The 18,395-nt window shown below is 48.5% G+C and carries 20 protein-coding genes and 1 tRNA gene; 10 read left to right on the plus strand and 11 right to left on the minus strand.

All coding sequences use genetic code 11. The features are described from left to right. Positions 1-38: 38 nt before the first annotated feature. Complete coding sequence (locus tag HQRW_RS00420; protein WP_011570368.1) at positions 39-482, plus strand: DUF7112 family protein; 444 nt, start codon at positions 39-41, stop codon at positions 480-482. Positions 483-1,051: 569 nt separating this feature from the next. On the opposite strand, the gene HQRW_RS00425 is transcribed toward HQRW_RS00420, so the two are convergent. After that, a complete protein-coding gene (locus HQRW_RS00425) occupies positions 1,052-1,717 on the minus strand; it encodes a hypothetical protein (RefSeq protein ID WP_014555003.1) in 666 nt (221 codons plus the stop codon). Between the two features lie 386 nt (positions 1,718-2,103). Here HQRW_RS00425 and HQRW_RS00430 point away from each other — a divergent pair, with 386 nt between their 5' ends. Beyond that, positions 2,104-4,506 (plus strand): hybrid sensor histidine kinase/response regulator, encoded by a 2,403-nt coding sequence (locus HQRW_RS00430; RefSeq protein ID WP_394324568.1) that lies wholly within the window; start codon positions 2,104-2,106, stop codon positions 4,504-4,506. Positions 4,507-4,691: 185 nt separating this feature from the next. On the opposite strand, the gene HQRW_RS00435 is transcribed toward HQRW_RS00430, so the two are convergent. Then, entirely contained in the window at positions 4,692-5,810 is a 1,119-nt protein-coding gene (locus HQRW_RS00435; protein WP_014555005.1) for an aminopeptidase, read from the minus strand. Between the two features lie 281 nt (positions 5,811-6,091). Here HQRW_RS00435 and HQRW_RS00440 point away from each other — a divergent pair, with 281 nt between their 5' ends. The 3 genes from HQRW_RS00440 to HQRW_RS00450 all read left to right on the plus strand — a co-directional run bounded on the left by HQRW_RS00440 (position 6,092) and on the right by HQRW_RS00450 (position 7,988). Next, positions 6,092-7,012, plus strand: a complete 921-nt coding sequence (locus HQRW_RS00440) for a decarboxylating 6-phosphogluconate dehydrogenase (protein ID WP_014555006.1) — start codon at positions 6,092-6,094, stop codon at positions 7,010-7,012. Between the two features lie 38 nt (positions 7,013-7,050). Beyond that, positions 7,051-7,641 carry a 2Fe-2S iron-sulfur cluster-binding protein gene (locus tag HQRW_RS00445; RefSeq protein ID WP_014555007.1) on the plus strand — a complete coding sequence of 197 codons (591 nt, stop codon included), beginning with the start codon at positions 7,051-7,053 and terminating at the stop codon, positions 7,639-7,641. Between the two features lie 275 nt (positions 7,642-7,916). Further along, a tRNA-Thr gene (locus tag HQRW_RS00450) sits at positions 7,917-7,988 on the plus strand. 163 nt (positions 7,989-8,151) lie between these two features. On the opposite strand, the gene HQRW_RS00455 is transcribed toward HQRW_RS00450, so the two are convergent. The 5 genes from HQRW_RS00455 to HQRW_RS00475 form a co-directional block, all read right to left on the minus strand. Next, entirely contained in the window at positions 8,152-8,517 is a 366-nt protein-coding gene (locus tag HQRW_RS00455) for a DUF3784 domain-containing protein (RefSeq protein ID WP_014555008.1), read from the minus strand. A 5-nt stretch (positions 8,518-8,522) separates the two neighbouring features. Beyond that, positions 8,523-8,747, minus strand: coding sequence for a helix-turn-helix transcriptional regulator (locus HQRW_RS00460; RefSeq protein WP_014555009.1), 225 nt, complete (start codon positions 8,745-8,747; stop codon positions 8,523-8,525). After that, positions 8,731-9,138 (minus strand): hypothetical protein, encoded by a 408-nt coding sequence (locus HQRW_RS00465; protein WP_049891475.1) that lies wholly within the window; start codon positions 9,136-9,138, stop codon positions 8,731-8,733. The genes HQRW_RS00460 and HQRW_RS00465 overlap by 17 nt, the downstream gene beginning before the upstream one ends. Beyond that, positions 9,131-9,541, minus strand: a complete 411-nt coding sequence (locus HQRW_RS00470) for a hypothetical protein (RefSeq protein WP_049891476.1) — start codon at positions 9,539-9,541, stop codon at positions 9,131-9,133. The genes HQRW_RS00465 and HQRW_RS00470 overlap by 8 nt, the downstream gene beginning before the upstream one ends. Before the next feature lie 272 nt (positions 9,542-9,813). Further along, the gene (locus HQRW_RS00475; protein WP_049891480.1) at positions 9,814-10,056 is read right to left on the minus strand and encodes a hypothetical protein; all 243 of its coding nucleotides are present in this window, start codon (positions 10,054-10,056) and stop codon (positions 9,814-9,816) included. 118 nt (positions 10,057-10,174) lie between these two features. Here HQRW_RS00475 and HQRW_RS14710 point away from each other — a divergent pair, with 118 nt between their 5' ends. The 3 genes from HQRW_RS14710 (at position 10,175) to HQRW_RS00490 (ending at position 12,342) form a co-directional block, all read left to right on the plus strand. Further along, a complete protein-coding gene (locus tag HQRW_RS14710) occupies positions 10,175-10,645 on the plus strand; it encodes a hypothetical protein (RefSeq protein ID WP_049891482.1) in 471 nt (156 codons plus the stop codon). 360 nt (positions 10,646-11,005) lie between these two features. Next, positions 11,006-11,662, plus strand: a complete 657-nt coding sequence (locus tag HQRW_RS00485; RefSeq protein WP_049891485.1) for a helix-turn-helix domain-containing protein — start codon at positions 11,006-11,008, stop codon at positions 11,660-11,662. Positions 11,663-11,664: 2 nt separating this feature from the next. After that, positions 11,665-12,342, plus strand: coding sequence for a hypothetical protein (locus HQRW_RS00490; RefSeq protein ID WP_014555013.1), 678 nt, complete (start codon positions 11,665-11,667; stop codon positions 12,340-12,342). A 671-nt stretch (positions 12,343-13,013) separates the two neighbouring features. On the opposite strand, the gene HQRW_RS00500 is transcribed toward HQRW_RS00490, so the two are convergent. Then, a complete protein-coding gene (locus tag HQRW_RS00500) occupies positions 13,014-13,247 on the minus strand; it encodes a hypothetical protein (RefSeq protein WP_014555014.1) in 234 nt (77 codons plus the stop codon). A 346-nt stretch (positions 13,248-13,593) separates the two neighbouring features. Here HQRW_RS00500 and HQRW_RS00505 point away from each other — a divergent pair, with 346 nt between their 5' ends. Then, on the plus strand, positions 13,594-13,875 hold the full coding sequence (locus HQRW_RS00505) for a ribbon-helix-helix domain-containing protein (RefSeq protein WP_014555015.1): 282 nt from the start codon (positions 13,594-13,596) through the stop codon (positions 13,873-13,875). Beyond that, on the plus strand, positions 13,868-14,152 hold the full coding sequence (locus HQRW_RS14715) for a type II toxin-antitoxin system RelE family toxin (protein WP_014555016.1): 285 nt from the start codon (positions 13,868-13,870) through the stop codon (positions 14,150-14,152). Before HQRW_RS00505 ends, HQRW_RS14715 begins: the two co-directional genes overlap by 8 nt. Positions 14,153-15,333: 1,181 nt before the next feature. Here HQRW_RS14715 and HQRW_RS16030 read toward each other — a convergent pair. From HQRW_RS16030 to HQRW_RS00520, 3 genes are all read right to left on the minus strand, one after another. Beyond that, entirely contained in the window at positions 15,334-15,471 is a 138-nt protein-coding gene (locus HQRW_RS16030; RefSeq protein WP_014555017.1) for a hypothetical protein, read from the minus strand. Between the two features lie 115 nt (positions 15,472-15,586). Then, complete coding sequence (locus HQRW_RS16860; RefSeq protein WP_394324573.1) at positions 15,587-15,832, minus strand: hypothetical protein; 246 nt, start codon at positions 15,830-15,832, stop codon at positions 15,587-15,589. 1,749 nt (positions 15,833-17,581) lie between these two features. Beyond that, the gene (locus tag HQRW_RS00520; RefSeq protein WP_014555019.1) at positions 17,582-18,385 is read right to left on the minus strand and encodes an ion transporter; all 804 of its coding nucleotides are present in this window, start codon (positions 18,383-18,385) and stop codon (positions 17,582-17,584) included. Between the last annotated feature and the right edge of the window lie 10 nt (positions 18,386-18,395).

Here is an 18,395-nt window from a genome sequence, read left to right on the forward strand (position 1 = left end):
GATAATGACGATGATATAGCTGACGCCGAGTAGTTACTGTGGCGGGTCGTCTTCCAAGTGATCATGACCAGGTCCAGTCATATCGAGCATCGCTTATTCGGAGTGGGCGAATCCGACGTCCGTGTTTGCAACTCCCAACTGAGATCACGCTCACAGAGGATGAGGTCATACGGCTTCTGCTTGATGAGCAACAGACGCACGCTCGTATTAGTATCACCGCTGCCGATGAGCAGGTAATTCGCGGTGCGTTTAAGAACTCGCGAGTCGCTCAGGCGCCCGGTGAGGGAGAAAATCTGCTTGAGGGGTGGTGTGAGAAGCATGATCTCCAGATTGGTGATGCAGTTGAAGTCGATGTGCTTGATGCAGGATTCTGCTATGGCTTGCGGTCGCCGGGTGACCGTGTTGTGTACTCTGTTCCATCTCGTCCGAATGCGTCACTTCATAGTATCGCGCGTAATCTTGATCAAGATACCACTGAGTGAATCACAATATCGGCTTATTCGATATGGTCGATAGACCGATTTGATTAGTATCTATTGCGTTATAGAAATTCTAAGACAGCAAATCGTGCCGAGATCTTTTTATTACGCATTATCACTTATATGCATGAGCGAAGATAATAAATCAAAAGAAGAACTGATTAGAAAATACGTATTTACACCGCGCTGGTAATTATCCTTGGTGGCATTATCCTAGTAGTTCCTGAGTTTATTGGGTGACTCACGCTTCATATCTTGCCCAATCATTGGATAACGCAAATTACAGATCATATTATTTGAATCTTATTCAGATTCGATCATTCTCACAGTACCTTCCCCCTCAAGAGACAAGCGAGTGAAGAACCAGACTTGATAATCTGATTCGCACCGTCTTGTAGAGATCAGAACCCGTAGAGTATGGATGGATACCCTCCAGGATATGCTACCCATATATCCGAACAGTGTTATTGTCACTATTATCGAACGAGAAGCCTCCCACGAGAGCGTGGCAATCTTCGATACTATCCTCATGGGATGAATGACGAGCGAAAAACTCAATACAGGGAGCGGTATCACCAGCGTACTGATATACCTGATTCGAAGGCAACGACGTCGTATCCTTGCGCTTCAATTGCAGTTGGTCGATAGTTATTTGATATCAGTTGTTGTGGTAGACGGCGTAGCCCAAATCGATGATCTGCCTCCACATCAATGTCGATAGTAGTCCGTGTCGAACTGTCAGATTCGTCGGTCTCGGTTATAGTGATTTGATAACTACCCCATGCCGAATCGCCTGCAGTAACCACCAATCGAAAATCGGCGGCATCGTCCGATGTTGGCTGACATTCAACAGCCATCTCCAGTGACCGCAGCCCTCGCAAATACTTGATCACATATCGACCACCACTATCCGTCGACTCAATCTGATTAGCTAGCCCCCAGTAGAATGGCAGAACTGGTGGTGTTGAACTTTCAAACTCTGCGCGTACTGTTTCAGGGGGTTTGTCCGTTGTAAGTTTGGTTTGACCGCCTGTGACAAACAGCGGGAACCGAAAACCGAGAAAAATGATAATTGCAGATAAGAGCCATTGCAAAAATGGGAGTAGAAAGAAGCTCAGAGTAATAGATCCAACGACAATGATACCAACAAGATACGTCAGTGCGCGGGAGCGCCGATAATATTGTTCTGCAACCGCAGCTGCCTCAGCGGGGGGATCAACAGACTGAGTCGTCGACATAAAAATATATCCTGGCTGGACGGTCAAGACTCTAGCGTGCTCTCTCTGGACATGAAAATACGGTATCGACGAACACATTTGTGAGACTGTGAGGGGTCGTCTGTTCACCGATTCAATTAGAGTGATGCTTGTCTGAACAGATACTACCATTGTCGATGATGGCTCGGTGAGACTATATCACTGTGAGAATCTGTGATATATCGGGGATTAAGATCGAGCAAAGAATAATTAGTTTCAAACAACTGTAATTATCAGGTACTCGATTGGTTTATGCTGATTTATCCTCTCCATGAAGTGGGCGAGGTATGGTTGTGACTTTGACCCTCTCCCGACAACTTTTCACTCTCGATTAATGCTAATACATTACAGTCATGCGATTATCTCCCATGCGCTCTGAATCTCAACAACAGATTCTGGTTCTTCATGTCGATGATGACCCCTCGGTCACAGACTTGACAGGAAGATTTCTCGAACGCGAGGATAACCGGTTCTCTGTTGAAACAGCAATCAGTGCAACAGAGGGGCTGGAGCGAATAATTGAATGCTCTCAACCACCTGATTGTGTCGTTTCTGACTACGATATGCCTGAGATGGATGGGATCGACTTTTTACAGACTGTTCGGGAGGAATATCCTAACCTCCCATTTATTCTCTTCACCGGCAAAGGAAGTGAGGAAATCGCAAGTGATGCTATCTCCGCAGGAGTGACCGATTATCTCCAGAAACAACCTGGAACTGAGCAATACGAATTGCTGACTAATCGGATTCAGAATGCTGTCCAAACACAGCATCAGAGGCATCGAGCCGAGCGAACAGACGAGTTGATGCGTCTGACAGAGTTTGCTGGAGATACCGGCGGATTCGAAATCAACGTTGACACCGGTGAAGTCTTAATGACCGATGGCTGTCGACGACTCGTCGGATTGGCTGACGACGCCACCCTCTCGCTAAAAGAAGCCATCAAACTCTATCATCCAGACGATCAACCAGAGGTACGGCAGGCTGTCAACCGGGCAGCCGATACAGGCGAGCAGACACAAGGGAGTTGGCGTCTTCAAGCGCTGGACAACATTGACCGCATCGTGGATGTGACACTTACGCCAGCGATACCGAGCCAAATTAGCCCTCATCCCAGCCACAGCATGAGCGAGGGGAAGACTGAGGATGAGACTGAGACTGACATCACTATACTTAGAGGTGCTATCCACGATGTGACTGACAGTCATCAGCGTGAACAGCAGCTTACCGAGCTCAACCGAGTCTCAAAGGACCTCCTCACAGCAGAGACCCAACAGGAGGTGGTCGATATCGGTGTTACCGCTGCCCGGGATGTTTTAGACTTTCAGGCAAATGCGCTTCATCTATCTGTATCTGAAACGGGGGATACACAGCTAGTGCCTGTAGCGCAGACCGACGAGCTCATGTCACTCCTTGATGAGGTCCCCACTCTTTCTGTAAGCGAAAGTATTGCTGGACGTGCCTATCAACGTGGAGAACCAGATATTATTGAAGACGCGCGTCAGCACCCAAACGCTCATAATCCAACGACTAATCTCAGAGGGCATGTTTACTTTCCCCTCGCTGAACACGGCATCTTAATTGCTGGGTCCACAGAGAAGGCATCATTCGATGATCAAGATCTTGCTGTCGGCGAACTGCTTGCAGGGGCTCTTGTAGCAGCGCTTGATCGCCTCGACCGTGAGCAGACCGCTCGACGACGGGCAAAGGAATTATCGCTCTTTTTTGAAGAATCACCGCTGGGGGCTGTCCAATGGGATGACAAGTGCCAATTTAAACGCGTGAATAGGCAAGCTGAGGAGATTCTCGGGTACAGCGAATCAGAATTACGTGGGGAATCGTGGGAACTCATTGTCGCTGACACCGATCTTGAGCGAGTGGGGAACGCTGTTGACAGCTTTCTTAATGCTGATGGTGGAAGCCACATCATTAACAGTAACGTCACAAAAGCTGGTGAAACCCTGACTTGCGAGTGGCACAATCGTGTTGTCACCGATGCTGACGGAACTGTTCAGTCGGTTTTTTCAAGTTTTGAGGATATCTCAGCTCGAAAGCAACGCAGGACCGAATTGCAAGAATACAAACAGGAGCTGGAAGCACAAAATGAGCGTTTAGCGGAGTTTACTGGCATCGTCTCTCATGACCTACGCAATCCACTTGCTGTAGCTGAGGGTCATCTTGAATTGGCAATGACTCAAACCCAGGATGTTGGTAATAATTATACTGACGGTGACGCTAACGGCAATCATATTATCAAGGCGAGGCACGCAATCGAGCGATGTCAGAGACTAATTGAAGATCTACTGACGCTGGCGCGAGATGGCGATCGGGTGGATGATATCGAACCTATCAGATTCGATACAATGATTGAGGAATGTTGGGAGACTGTAGAAACGACAACGGCAACACTCACTATTGCGGATCAACGCTCACATTCGGACTTATATATTAAAGCTGATAAGAGTCGGCTCAAGCAACTACTTGAAAACCTCTATCGAAATGCTGTTGAACATGGCGGTGATCAAGTAATAGTCTCTGCCGGGATCATGAGTGATGGCTTCTATGTATCGGATACGGGTCCTGGAGTCCCTAAATCTGCTCGCGAAAAGATATTCAACGCGGGATACTCGACTGCTGAGAACGGCACCGGGTTTGGTTTGCGGATCGTCAAGCAAGTCGCTGACGCCCATGGATGGGAGATTGATGTGACCAATGATACCGAGCAGGGCGGCGCACGATTCGAATTCACTGGTGTCCAATTTGTGGATTAATCAATATACAAGCAGTAATAAGACGACTGCCCTGGGGTTGGATGTGACCTGAAGTAGGACAATACGATAGACGGTTTATGTCGGGTTAATTGTCAAATCTCTTGGGGTCGAGTCTCGGGACACTCATCATATTTTGTCTATAGAAATGTATTATGGCTTGAGGATCCAATACTATGCTCATGATATCATACCCCCGAAGGGTCAAACTCAGGGTCCCATTTGAATCGCCCGTTCCGCTGGATAATTTCATCATCAATTTCAATCTGTGCACCAGAGCCAATGTCAGTAATCAAATCAACATGAACGGCTGACTCATTTCCGGATTCATTTGCTGGAAGACAGGCATCATATGCACGCCCGACCGCGAAATGGACTGTGTCGCCCATCTTCTCATCAAATAATATTTTATTTGTTATTTGATCGATTCCACGATTCATCCCGATTCCGACTTCACCAAGTTGTCGGGCGCCCGGATCGGTGTTCAGAATCTGAGCAAGCGTCTCCACCCCTGCTGTGGCATCATAATCAACAACAGTCCCATCCTCAAACGTCAATTCTGCATCACGGATCCGCGTATCACGTATCACCATCGGCACATCAAACTGAACAGTTCCCGAAACAGTTGTCTCGACAGGTGCGGTGAACACTTCTCCGGATGGAAGATTATGTGAATCATATGCAACGGATGCTGCTGAATTCACTGCTGTTCGATGTTCGATTGACATTGTTAAATCAGTCTCGCCATTATCACTCACAACTCGCAGTTCACTGCCATCATCAAGACAGCGTTTGAGACGTTCCATCTCCTCAGCTAATGTTTCCCAGTCACGAAGGATTGCGTCATAGACAAAGTCTTGATATTGTGTATATGACATTCCTGCTTGCTGAGCCAATGCCCGTGTTGGATGTACTGTTGAGACCCAGTCGGTTGACATTCGCGCCTCTCGAATCTGTTTGTTTGCTTGTGCGGCTGCTTGTTTTGTGTCACCACTCACATCGGCTGTTGCGGTCGTATTGCGGTCGCCACCAAGGATTAACACACTATCAGCAGCATCATACAATGCGCGTTCATGCGCTGGTGCTGGCTCGAAGTCTGTCTCATGTCCACGAAGGTATGCACGGGAGACCTCCGCTGAATTGTATGTCATCACGAGACTCGCACCTCGCTCACCGAGCACGTCAGCAACGGCAACCGCGAGATCGTGTGCACCCTCAGCCACGTTGACGACAACATTGTCACCAGCGGTAATGCGTGCACTCCAGTCGACAAGCACCGACGCATGCTGGTGAATCCGATCGTCCATGTTGAATTGGTTATGCATCGTGAATCAAAATACCGACGGTCATTATCTGATACAGACCGATAGCGCATACCTCCGTCTTCAGGCGAGGAGGTCAAAACTCCTCAGAGAGGTGCACTCGTTCAGTGCTGGATTCTGACCCCTGAGGAACTCGGGGCTCTATATCATATCAGTTCGTCTATAAATTCATACTATCGCTTATCCCCCGAATCACAGCAACAATCATGAATATAACTACAACTATAATCACAACCACTACTTAATCCGGGAATCGAATCGACAGTATGCAACTTGGTGTCGTCGGACTTGGGCGGATGGGACAGATTGTGGTTGATAGATTAGTCACTGCAGGACACGATATTGTTGCGTTTGATCTTGATGCGGAAGCTGTGGCAACAGCTGCTGATATCGGTGCCACGCCAGCCGATAGTCTTGATACACTGCTTGACACCCTTGGGGAGACAAAACGACTCTGGCTAATGGTTCCTGCCGGTGAGGCTGTCGACGCAACACTCACACAATTGGAGCCATCATTGACAGAAACAGATATTATTGTTGATGGTGGAAACTCACATTTTGAGGCGTCAATTCGACGTGCAGAGACGAGTGATGCAACGTATCTTGACTGTGGGACCTCCGGTGGTCCTGCAGGCGCTGAACTTGGATTCTCATTGATGATTGGGGGTCAACAGTGGGCATATGATGAGTTGATACCAGTATTTGATGCTATCGCCACCGGACCTGACGGTCATGATAGAATGGGCCCTGTTGGTTCAGGTCACTATGTAAAAATGGTTCACAATGGTGTTGAGTACGCGCTGATGCAGACATATGGCGAGGGATTTGAGCTTCTTGCAAATGGGCGGTATGATCTTGATCTTGCGGCTGTTGCACGCACATGGAACAACGGCGCTGTGATTCGATCATGGCTACTTGAACTCTGTGAAGAGGCATTTCGCGCTGAGGGTGTTGACCTCGGTAATGTTGCCGATTATATTGCTGGTGGGTCAACGGGAACATGGACAGTGCAAGAAGCACTTGAACAGGAAGTACCCGTTCCACTCATTTATCAAGCGCTAGCTGAGCGATTTGGGAGTCGCGCGACCGGGGCAACAGGTGATCCCGATGGACGTTTTTCACGCCGTGTGGCGAATCGTCTCCGATATGGATTTGGTCGTCACGATGTTGCCCGCCGTGACGAATAATCACAATTTCCTTAACTCCTGGCTTCATACGCGGTCGCATGGTCGATATTAATTTCCTCGGAGTGGGTATTGGAGCGACCCTTACCCTCCTTGCGGTGTCGCTTCATTACGCTCGCGGCACCGGATGGACACCGACCGCAGACATTTCTCAGGAGGTGCTTGAAAAGCGCGCAAGCACTGTCCCAGAGACAGAATTCCCTGAGCCAATGAATCGGTCAATTGGTGGGGGGGCAATTCCCGCTGGATCGGTCACCGGTGGAGGCGGCGAACTTGAAGAGACCGACACAGAAGTCGATGAGAGCGAGCAAGTTCCAGGTGATATCCCTGATGAGGAGGCCGAGTACTTTGAAGTTGAGTTTGAAAAACAGGGATCAACAATTGAAGTGGCGAGTAATCAGACGGTTCTTACAGCTGGCGAAAATGAAAGCTGGGACCTACCTTACGCCTGCCGACAGGGACAATGTGTCTCTTGTGCTGGTCAAATTACCTCTGATGGGAACGCTGAGGACTATGTGGAACATGATAACCAGCAAATGCTTGATGATACAGAACTCGAGGACGGATATACACTGACTTGTGTTGCATACCCGAAAGACGACTTTACGATTGAGACTGGCGAAGCCCCCTGATTCACGATTTATACCCTGCCATTATTACACCTGCCCGATCCTGACTCTGATCCTGATCTTCAATCTTTGATTATTTCATCTGCCGGATAATCCCTATATATCAATAATTCGAATCTAAACGGTCTGAGTCCATCAATTGGGTTATGTCTCAATTATATGAATACCGAGAAACCTGATCTGGTTTCTAACAGCCTGGATATATTGTGAGATTAGACTGGAATCAAGAGGCGACGAATCGAAACGTGTAAAACCAAATCTACGCTAGCGATATATGCGCCTGGGTAGCTTAGCGGTAAAGCGCGTCCTTGGTAAGGACGAGAGCGCGGGTTCAAATCCCGCCTCAGGCTTTCTCCCCCTTCTCTGTCCTGTAGTTACCGGGCTCTTCGTCGGTGAAAGAAAGATGACGACGCAAGGACGAGTTCCCGGTGTTATTTTCGTGACCCCGACGCAGTAATGCGTTTTCGAGGAAAAACAAGCATATTACATTATACATAGGATCAATATCACCGATTAGAGCTCATCGGCATACTTTCGGCTGGTCAAAACAGCGTACCCGCTGATCATAAGAATGATTATAGTGTATCCGGTCCAGTAACTCACCTCAGCACCTGGACTGATGATCAACATCGGGTATGTCAGACCAGCGAGTACAGTTATGACGGCGACGACAAGTACTGATCTTCCGACTACTCGTGAGAGTTCCTCCGCGTCGGCGGGCTCACCGGCCCGATACCCGGCAATCAGATGAACGTCGCCACGATATCGGATCCGGTAGCCAAGCCAACCGGTGAAGACTCCTGACAGCATCATCACTACTGTCACGACCGCGGTGTTCGTACTGATTTCAGCAATCATACTGCCCTGTTCAAACATCATATAATCTATTCCACTTCGCTGATGGTCTTCTTTAATCCTACGTCTGGATGAAAAAGATCTCCGACCGAACACTCAAAGAATGCCGCCAACTTGAATACCAGTTCGACGGACGGGTCGTAACGGTCGCGCTCAATAGCATTGATCGTCTGCCGAGTCACCTCAACATAGTTAGCCAGCTCCTGCTGACTAATATCAAAATCACTCCGATACTCATCAAGAGAATTTTTCATCTCCTATCACCTCCAACGCGCAAACGCGAAGAAAAATGCCGTATGTCAAATACAGCCCAGCCACAAACAACGCGACACCCACGAGCCAGGGCTGCCATTCAAACAACCCTACTCCCCACGCTGCTGTCAACACTGGGAAAACACCCGCCGAACCCAAACCCAACAACATAAGCGTCCACTTGGCAGCATCTCTGGAGATTGCCTCATCACGCTCATCAAACACCGGTTTCTCAGCCCGGTACCGAGCACCAACAACCCCTGAAACAGCGACAACATAGGCTCCGACCCCGATCAACGGCTGTTCGAACACCGTAAACCCGGCAAGGAGAACCCCACCAGCGACTACTAAGACAGCTATCGCTCGTCGGATTTGAGAGGGTTTTTCAAGCAATTGAATCCTCTCCCTCGTTGTACAGATCCAATAACGAGAAGCCGCCAAATATGACGTAGAGACTAGCCACAGCGAACCCGATACCTGCCGTGAGACCTGACCAGTTGAAATATCCAAGTCCATCGGCAGCCACGAGTATAGGGAACCCTATAGCAGAAGCCATTCCAACTGCCCACAGAGTCTTGTCGCCCGGAGAAGCTGCTCTAAATTCCTCAATCTTGGATTTCTCTCCTCCGGTTTTACGCCAGAGCAAAACTGCCCCGGTCACAGCCACAGTATAAAACGCAACGCCAATGAGAGGTTGAGAGGCCGAGAAAACGCCCAAAGCGGTCGCTCCAATACCGAATAAGACTCCTGATCCAGCCTTTTTGACTCCTTCATCTGTCTGTTGTGCGGTCATCATTGTGTGTTTTGTAAAACAAGTTTGTCGTAAATAACTTTTTACATATTTCGGAATAATTATACACAACAGAACCCTCCTCCAACGACACCATCCATATGAAACGAGCCGCCTCAAACACGCGGTAAAAACACAGCTCCAAAATCATCGTCTCCGTGAGCCTCGTACAGAACACCAAAGCACTCCAACCAGAATACGTACCCTCAAAACTCGAACACCTCGGAGACCAGCGCAAAGAGGTAGAAGCTGAACTCCAAGGCACCCTACTGCCAAACTTACTTCGCCACGGACCCCGTGGCACCAGTAAAGCCGCTCTTGTACACAAGATACTCATCGAACTTGACGCCGTAGAAATCCACTACATCCCCTGCAACCAGTACAACACCCAGTACAAAGTACTCCAACAACTCCAAGCCAGCATCACCGGCAACAAAACACAGAGCGGATACCACACCTCCCGCCTCCAACGAGAAATCAAAGAACAAATCCAACACACCCAGCACCTCGTAATCTCTCACAAACCGAGGACGTCAAACGATGGACCATTCTAAACACTCGCTTCCTACTTATTTTCTAGATCTGCGGTCAGTCAAGTTCTCTAATAAAAATCAATCCCCCAACAGTTTCTATAGCAGAATGAGCATTAAGCAGGTGCTTGAAAAGTACGGGCTTTCCCGTGAAATAGCAGCCAGGTACATAGACGCGATCACTCGGAGCAACCAGACACAGACCGCAGAAGAGCTCGATGTCTCGCGCGACACTGTAAACCGGTATAAGAACGCTTTCCAGGAGATGAACGCGCAGGAACGCCTGCTCCTCATCTCCACCCAACCCAGGAAAAACTCCTTGACCAAGCCGCAGAGTGATCCATCTATCGCGCAGGCATACCAGAAAGGTGACCGAGTCAAACTCATACTCGACAAAGAACTTGGACCCGACAAACACCTTCACGGCAAAACCGGAGAAATCATCGACGTAAGCTTCGATGACGCCGCCTCAGTAACCGGAGACAGCGAAGACAACTTCATATACACCGTCAAACTCGACAACGGCGAAATACCTGACCTACATTTCAGACGACACGATCTCAAGAGAATAGACAGTTAACGCCCGAGGGGACTAATCCTAATGAGAGTTGGACGTTATAACCCGTGTAAGGATGCCCCGTCATCACTCTGCTAATCTAGATCTGTATTCGATCTCTGAAGAGGTAGAGGACTTTCCAGCAGTTGAATCTACAGAGATGTGCGACAGTGGATTAGTGATCGAAACAGCGACCGAGGCCTTCTACATGTTTTACTCTGGCGGGCCTCACGGACAGAGAGAAAGGGATGCCGGGGTGATCTAACCAGGGGGGTCATCCCAGGGGAAGTCTTAGAAGCATTAGGAGAGATGTCTGATAGTTTAGGTCAAAGTGTTATCGTTATAGCGATAAAGTATTCAAGTTGTTATCGCTATATAGATAGCATGGGTTTGGACTTCGTGAATCGGCACGTCGCCAAGATTTTATTGGCGGTTGAGGACGGAGACTCGATTAACAAGGTCTCCGAGAAGATCGACTCGTCCTACAGCTACACCTACGAATGGGTAAACCGATTGGAAGAGATCGGCGTATTCGAACGGGACGACGGAATCCAAGCCTTGGACGATGAGTTCGTCGACTCCTTCAAGAACGTTGCCCAAACCGTGTTGAAGCGAGACTTGGATTTAGATGATGCCTACTTGTTGCCGAACTACGCGGGGATGGAATACCGGTACTCGAAGACCGATGCCGTATTCATCTGGACGAAAGGAGGCTACCAAATCGGACGGGACCAAAATGTCTACCCGGTCTTCATCGACGTGTACGAGAAAGACGTCGAAGAATGGAGGGAGTTCTTCCAAGGCTTCGGCATCAAAACCAGCGTCGGCGAGAGGCCTGAAGCAGAAGGGATTCACTTCGTCTTGTACCCACAGGAAGAGATGGAGGTCGACCGAGTGGAGAGTGCGTCGGTCGCTCCGTTAACTGAGACGGTGGAGTGGGCGGAGAAGTACAGGGCAAACTTTCAGCCCGCGTTAGAAATGTTGGATGAAATGTATGACTTAGGTCTCGGTGTAGAGTACCGAGAGCGGAACGTGATGTAAATATGAGTGGATTCATCGATAGAGAAAACGAGATATTTGGAGTTCTTCAAGACTTTAAGGCTGAAGGCCTGGATTTCGTAGTTGTCGGGGGCTACGGTGTTTCTGCGTATCAGCACAGGTATTCGGTTGACGCTGACATCGTATTGCGGTCGGAGGACTTGGAATGGTTTACCCAGGTTTTGGAACAGCGAGGTTTTGAGAAGGATACGGATCGGGACTTGGTATACAGTGGCCGGTATTTGGCGTATCTGAAGGATGAGGAGCTGCCTGTTACGATTGATCTATTGGTGGATGAGCTTCAGTGCCGGCAGACCGACGCTTCTTGGAGTTACCAATATTTCGAAGGTCACTCGGTGGAGAAGGAGATCGAGGGTTCTGAAGAATCTGTGCAGGTCCGCGTTCCCTCTGAAGAATTGTTGATTGCGGTCAAGCTTCACAGCGGTCGCCTCACCGATGCACGGGATGTCGTCGCCCTGATCGAAGACGCAGAAATGGAAGAAGTAGAGAAGCACATCGATAGAGGAGACCGGGAGAGGCTGAGGCAGGTATTGGAGAACATCGAACAAACCATATCTGACACCGATTTCGAGGACTCGTTCAAAGGCGTGTTCTCCCAGAACACTCTCCCAACAAAGCAGATACAGCGACTACAGGGATTCATCCAAGAGGTCACAGAGTAGGCTGGGAGACGGTGAAGTACCTCGGGGTCACATCAAAGCCCCGAGGCTTCACCGTTTTGTCTATGTCGTCCAGAAATGGACGGATGGACGCAGGCGAATTTCAGTCCCCTTGACCTTGACCTTGACCTTGACCTTGATCTTGAGCTCCTTCTCTCGAAGTCGGCTGGAATTCACACCCGAACACCTCGCTGGTGTCCGTGAGGGTCGGTCGCTCCACCACGACCACGACCACGACCTGACAACTTCCGTTGCACCACGAATAGCGGGTTGTGAGAGGGAGAGGGAGAGGAGTGGAGTCGCATTTCCACACTTCCCCTGTTCTGTGTCGAGTTCTTCTATGGCTTGGTAGGGCAGCCGATGGTGATCAGTCAGTTTCTGTAACCAGTGTTTGGTGCAAGTTTGAGAGACCTCTTCTTTGACTTCTTTCACGAGTGTTTCTGTCATTGCGTCTTCTGCGTGGTGTGCAGATACTCGGAGCCAAGTCAGTCCGACCTTCAGGTTCTGTGTGGATGAGGCGATGTAGGTCAGGGCCTCTCTTCGCAGGCTGCGGGGTTCCAGCGATTTTCGTGCTCGATCAGCGAGGACCTCATAGATCTCTTCTCCAGTGAATGGCTCGAAGCCGATCCGCTGAGGCTGTAAAGTGCTGAAGGTTCTCTCCTCCACTTGGCAGCTCAGATCTTTATGCAGAGTCCGTGTCCCTTCATTGAGTCCTGTAATGCGGTGTGGACTAGGAGCTGGGTTTTACTGTGCCCTGTGGGTCCTGTGTTGAGGACGTGGGTTAGTCTGTAGTTGTCGGTGAGTTCGATGTTTTCCTCGATTCCTAACTGGCTTTCACGGTATCCGAGGAATGAGGTGTTCAGGTTTTCTGTGCTTTTGATCAGTGTACGTGTTTCTTCCGAGTTCATCCTTCTGCGTTGAGAATGTTTTCTTGATCTGTGCTTGGTAATGATAGGAGGGCTACGAGTTCGGGGACTGAGGTTTGGAAGCTGTGGCTCTATGAGTTGAATCTGCGGTGGGCGATTGCTTCTGCGTAGTTGAGGATTTGCTGTTCTCGAAGTGGTTTGATGATGACTATATCGAGGTATCTCAAGCGACACCCCGGACTTCGCTAATCAACGCTCACAGGACGGACGATGAACCGTGGTCAGGAATGTGATAGAACTGCTCCTTGATGCGGCTATCCACGTCGGTTACGCGGTGAGTGAGCCTCCGCCGAAACAGCTATTCGTAAGACCAGCGTATTATATCTATATGTCTGAAGCGGCCACAAATGACGGCGATGGGAACGACATCGCCACGGTGAATTTCAAACTCACCGAGTCGTTCCTCGAACAGATAGACGATACGTGGCAAGGGCGCGGATTCAACAGTCGGAGCGAATTCATCCGGTACACGCTTCGGGACGCCGTCGAGTTCCCGACGTTCGACCGCGACGAACTCGTTGCGCTCCTCGAAGCCGAGGAAGACATCCGCGAGGGACGAACGACGAGCGCCGAGGAGGCCCGCGAGCGGTTCGGCGCGAGCGATGAGTGACGACCGGTGGACGTGGGAACTCTCCTCAACGGCCGAAGACGACCTCGATGGACTGTCCCCCGCCGAGCAAGACCGGATACTCGACAAGCTCGATGAAATCGTCTCCTCGCCGTGGCGCGACCCGCCAGACTACGGCGAACCGCTCCAGAACAGCCCGTACAAGAAAATACGCGTCGGGGAGTTTCGGCTCTCGGTAAGCTTCCGACAGGACGACGGGCGGCTCGTCGTCGCACGTATCAAGCGTCGGGGCGGCGCGTACACCGCTGATGACGACTAAGTGATTGAAAATACGCCGGCAGATATTTTTCACTGCCTGACGGATATTCTCGATATGGTTCCCGTATCGATGAGGTGAGAACGATATAAGTCTCTTGACCGCGTGCAATGGTCTGCTGGTTTGCATCGGCCTGTATCTGCTCCTATTTTGGCTGACTGTCGGGTACTACGTGTATTCCGATTCGGAGAAACGGGAGTTCTCCAATCCGCAACTCCGTGGTGTCGTCTTGGGCATCCTCGGATTGCTCGTCAATTTGTATATCGTCCAACGGCAGGACTGAGTTCTCTCGTCACGTTTGCCCGACTCGATGAAATGTGCCATTTATCTGAACTACTCGAACCCCGTATGATTCTGATGTGGCGGGTGCGGTAACGCTCACCCAAGCTTGTTTGTCGATTTTCGGTGCCCACAGACAGTATACGGGGTCGAACACCCGATTTTTTAGTAGCGTTGCTAGTAGAGGGACAAGAAGCACGCAAAGTGCGTTTTTGGCAAAAGTAGCCGCTTTCAGGATGAAGACCTCCTCGGCAAAGTAAGTCCTTGGTAAGGACGAGAGTGCGGGTTCAAATCCCGCCTCAGGCTGTTTCCTCTTGATTTCACCGGTTAGAGATCTTTTCTGTGTTTCAGCTATGGCCCGAACTCAAGGACGCGACCCCGGTGTCAACCCAAAAACACCGACGCGGTAAAGCGATTACAAGAATTTGAACGGCTCTTTAGATAAGTCATTTAAAAATTGGCTGCGAAGTGATCTATATAAAGGGATACGATGACATCGACGGTTGACGACGAAAACAAGGTGTAGAGAATCATTCTTTTAGCAGCTAAAATCTTGGTCGCGCCTCAGAACAGTTTACACTTCACCTCCAGTAGCGGCAACCCAGACAGTGCAGTGGATCTGCTCGTGAGTTAATCGACAGAGTGTCTCATCGAAGAACTGGCTGAACGATTTTGTGATGCGACTAATCTATTAATAAAACCTGGATCTCATAGTGACTATTGCAAGTCTTTACCGCCGTGATTATGCATGTCGGTGATTGGAGCCGCTGAACCCGCGTCATTTGACACCATCGGTGAAACTATTCGAACTAATCACTATCAGAGAGGGTAACTGTTCGTCACGGTCACCAGCGAGAGATGGAGTGCCGTGTCGAAAAAACTCGTCTATCGAATCGGATGGACCGTCATTTGTACGCGAGCTCTTTGTAAATCTCTTCATAATCGTCGAGATACCGCTTCCTGAGGAGCCGAATCAGGTATCGCCTAGCCTCCTCGGATGACAGATCGTCCGGCAGACTTGTTCCATCGCTCTCAGCAGCCATATCTAGTTGCTATCACGCGAGTCTGAGTCATAATCGTTGGGTTCGTTGCGGTTCTGGCTCTCGGATGTGTCAGGTCCAATGTTGTCCGAGATTCGTTCGGCATCCATGATTTGTGTCAACCACAACTCGATTGTCGTTTTATATTTCGGTTCGAGTGGCTCAGTGTGTTCGCGGAGATACAAAGAACGACTCCTCTCTCGACGTTCGTTTCGTTCGTGGTCAGCGTTTTCAGAACCTGCTTAATCTGACGGTTGTACGCGAACTCCAGTCCGTTCAACGCGCAGAAGCTACGGACCGACATGAGCGTTGTTCGTTTGTTCCCATTGACAAACGGATGGTTGACGACGATGAGATGGAGCAGCTGGAACGCTTTCCCGTGGAACGACTTGAGGACGTGGTCAAATGACCCTCACGGACGTGCTCGCCGGCGGTAGTCACCGCTGAGCGAGTACGCGTCGCGGAGCGTTGTTAGCGGTCATTAAAATCACGGTTAATATGACTTCTTGACACCCACAGATAAAACAACGAAAGTGCTTCGAGGCTTACATCTGACCCCGAGGTACTTTACGCAGGGTAGATGTTCTCACTTACCGTTGGTCATGTAATTATCACAATAATGTTAATTATGCATAGATAGCAGCTGTTTGCATAGCTCAATTCACAATACAGCTTAGTGTTACAACCAAATATTGCCGATAGTACGCATCATCTATTTTCTGATAGTATATCAACTACTGAAGAGATAAACAGAATTTATTTATTCGTATTGTGTTAGGTTGATTAGAGGGTATGGGAAAATTATGTAGTCAGAGGCACCAATCCCGTTCTCTGAATTATCTAAGACCAATTTATGTGAAGTGATTGAATCTAAGATGATTCAGAGATACCCTCAACAACCGGACGATACTAAATTCCCTGAGTACTAGTATCTTCGCCGAATCTAATTCATACTATAGCGTATATCCTGATGTTAGTTCATATGATGAACTTGCTTTATTTATATATCCCTCAATATGAAATCACGAAAGCTGTTCATCTGCGCGCACGTGAGAAATAATAAATAGACTACTCATAGTCAGTATTGAGATGATCACATTCTGTCGATGAGGTTCTATTGAAAATGCCACTCAGACTCGCTTAAGATACTGTAAGTGTTCACAATTTTATACATGATTTATGATATATTTCTCATCGATTGATTCTAAAGGAAACAGCGAGAGTTCCACGGGTCACCTCACCCGACCCGTGGTCGTTTACTTTAGGACTTAGCATATGAGTATATTTTTCAGGTGAATCGCCTCGGGGTCAAGCCCCGGAGCATTCTCCTAGACCGCCTGTAAACACCTGACACAGTATGAACCATGTTCACTGTCTCAATAATTCTGATAGCTGCTCGTATATACGTCAATTATTTTGGAGCGTTTGAGATAGCCAATGAAATGAATCTTATATTGATTGAGTATTAATAGTACAACATATTTTGACACTCTCCTAAAATTGAGCTGTGAGCTTTCTTTTTCTTTTTAATTTGATTGAAAGAGTAAAAGAAGTAAGTGTCGAGGATGAGACTGCACTGAAGTGTTCTCGGTCCTCAATTTTGGATCACTGAGAGATGACAAATGCAATCCCCCTGTGCTCCCCTATTTTAGGTGTGGGGACGAATCATATGAGTTCATGTGTGACATATGTCTATTGTATCAGAATTCGTATGTAATGAGTAATATCATACAATCGTCTTCAATCAGTCTACTCATCAGGACTGCGCATCTAGACAATTGAGATTCCAATCATGAACAAGGTTAGTGTATCCTGCCTTTGAACAATTCCTGTTCATTTACAGTGAGACCAGGAGCGATCCGATACAATTCGTATCGTTCTGTAGACGATTGGAGATTGCAGACCGGCACTCCATGTTGATGAAGTGACGTATATTAGGTGTCTGCAAATATCATCATAAAAATAGGAAGCCCCAGTTCACGGAAGCGGCGTCAGCCGCTAAGTATGTAAGTGTAGTTCACTTTAGACCACTGATTGCGGTTGTAAGCATTGACACCGTTGTAAGACCAGACTTTGCCGTGTGAACACACATGAACATACATTCAGTTTCAGTTCATTTGTTCTGGGATAACTCCTCACCACAGTGAGGGCAGACATTGTCATCTGTTGCTTGTGAGTCCTCAATAAACCCAGCAGCCAGTATTGATGCTGGAAGAGCAAATAATCCAATCCCAAACACGGCAATGAGAGAGCCAGCTACCTGCCCACCTTGCGTTACTGGGTACATGTCTCCATAACCAACGGTTGTCAGCGTCATCGCTCCCCACCAAAGCGTCGCTGGAATTGAACTGAACAGTTCAGGTTGCGCATTATGTTCGAGTTGATACATAATTGACGAAGATAACACAAGTAAAATAAGATTCATTGCCGCTGCGACAACCAGTTTCTCTTTTTGTGACCGGAGGACTGTTGCAAATGACCTGATTGACTCAGAATAACGTGCAATCTTTAGTAACCGGATCACACGTACCAACCGCATCGCCCGAAGAAAGCGTGTATCGACAGCAAAGATACTTGCTAGATAGAACGGAAGAATGGCAAGGAGATCAATAATCATCAGTGGAGTGAAAATAAATCGGATGCGCCCCAAAACAGGATTATCATACTTTCTTGTCTCGATAATTGACCATACATGAGCGAGATACTCGATTGTAAAAACGCTGACCGAAATAATTTCGATTAAATACAGCTCACGCCCATATGTAGCTGCAATTGGATCCACAGTCTCGAGTAAGACTGCAATGATATTGATCACAATCAACCCCATGATGCCCCAATCAAATGCTGCACCAAGTCGCCCACCTAATCGCGGGGCAAATATCTCATATGTAAACGACCGTGCTTGTGTGTAATTCATTATCCTAAAT

It is taken from the genome of Haloquadratum walsbyi C23, assembly GCF_000237865.1.
In the GTDB taxonomy this organism is placed as follows: domain Archaea; phylum Halobacteriota; class Halobacteria; order Halobacteriales; family Haloferacaceae; genus Haloquadratum; species Haloquadratum walsbyi.

What these genes read in the sequence shown, in the direction of transcription:
- HQRW_RS00435 (WP_014555005.1), bottom strand. Translation starts at nt 5,810, where the DNA reads ATGGACGATCGGATTCACCAGCATGCGTCGGTGCTTGTCGACTGGAGT.
- HQRW_RS14715 (WP_014555016.1), top strand. Translation starts at nt 13,868, where the DNA reads ATGAGTGACGACCGGTGGACGTGGGAACTCTCCTCAACGGCCGAAGAC.
- HQRW_RS00520 (WP_014555019.1), bottom strand. Translation starts at nt 18,385, where the DNA reads ATGAATTACACACAAGCACGGTCGTTTACATATGAGATATTTGCCCCG.
- HQRW_RS00505 (WP_014555015.1), top strand. Translation starts at nt 13,594, where the DNA reads ATGTCTGAAGCGGCCACAAATGACGGCGATGGGAACGACATCGCCACG.
- HQRW_RS00440 (WP_014555006.1), top strand. Translation starts at nt 6,092, where the DNA reads ATGCAACTTGGTGTCGTCGGACTTGGGCGGATGGGACAGATTGTGGTT.
- HQRW_RS00460 (WP_014555009.1), bottom strand. Translation starts at nt 8,747, where the DNA reads ATGAAAAATTCTCTTGATGAGTATCGGAGTGATTTTGATATTAGTCAG.
- HQRW_RS00445 (WP_014555007.1), top strand. Translation starts at nt 7,051, where the DNA reads ATGGTCGATATTAATTTCCTCGGAGTGGGTATTGGAGCGACCCTTACC.
- HQRW_RS00425 (WP_014555003.1), bottom strand. Translation starts at nt 1,717, where the DNA reads ATGTCGACGACTCAGTCTGTTGATCCCCCCGCTGAGGCAGCTGCGGTT.
- HQRW_RS00500 (WP_014555014.1), bottom strand. Translation starts at nt 13,247, where the DNA reads ATGAACTCGGAAGAAACACGTACACTGATCAAAAGCACAGAAAACCTG.
- HQRW_RS00485 (WP_049891485.1), top strand. Translation starts at nt 11,006, where the DNA reads ATGGGTTTGGACTTCGTGAATCGGCACGTCGCCAAGATTTTATTGGCG.
- HQRW_RS00490 (WP_014555013.1), top strand. Translation starts at nt 11,665, where the DNA reads ATGAGTGGATTCATCGATAGAGAAAACGAGATATTTGGAGTTCTTCAA.
- HQRW_RS14710 (WP_049891482.1), top strand. Translation starts at nt 10,175, where the DNA reads ATGAGCATTAAGCAGGTGCTTGAAAAGTACGGGCTTTCCCGTGAAATA.
- HQRW_RS00430 (WP_394324568.1), top strand. Translation starts at nt 2,104, where the DNA reads ATGCGCTCTGAATCTCAACAACAGATTCTGGTTCTTCATGTCGATGAT.
- HQRW_RS16030 (WP_014555017.1), bottom strand. Translation starts at nt 15,471, where the DNA reads ATGGCTGCTGAGAGCGATGGAACAAGTCTGCCGGACGATCTGTCATCC.
- HQRW_RS00455 (WP_014555008.1), bottom strand. Translation starts at nt 8,517, where the DNA reads ATGATGTTTGAACAGGGCAGTATGATTGCTGAAATCAGTACGAACACC.
- HQRW_RS00470 (WP_049891476.1), bottom strand. Translation starts at nt 9,541, where the DNA reads ATGATGACCGCACAACAGACAGATGAAGGAGTCAAAAAGGCTGGATCA.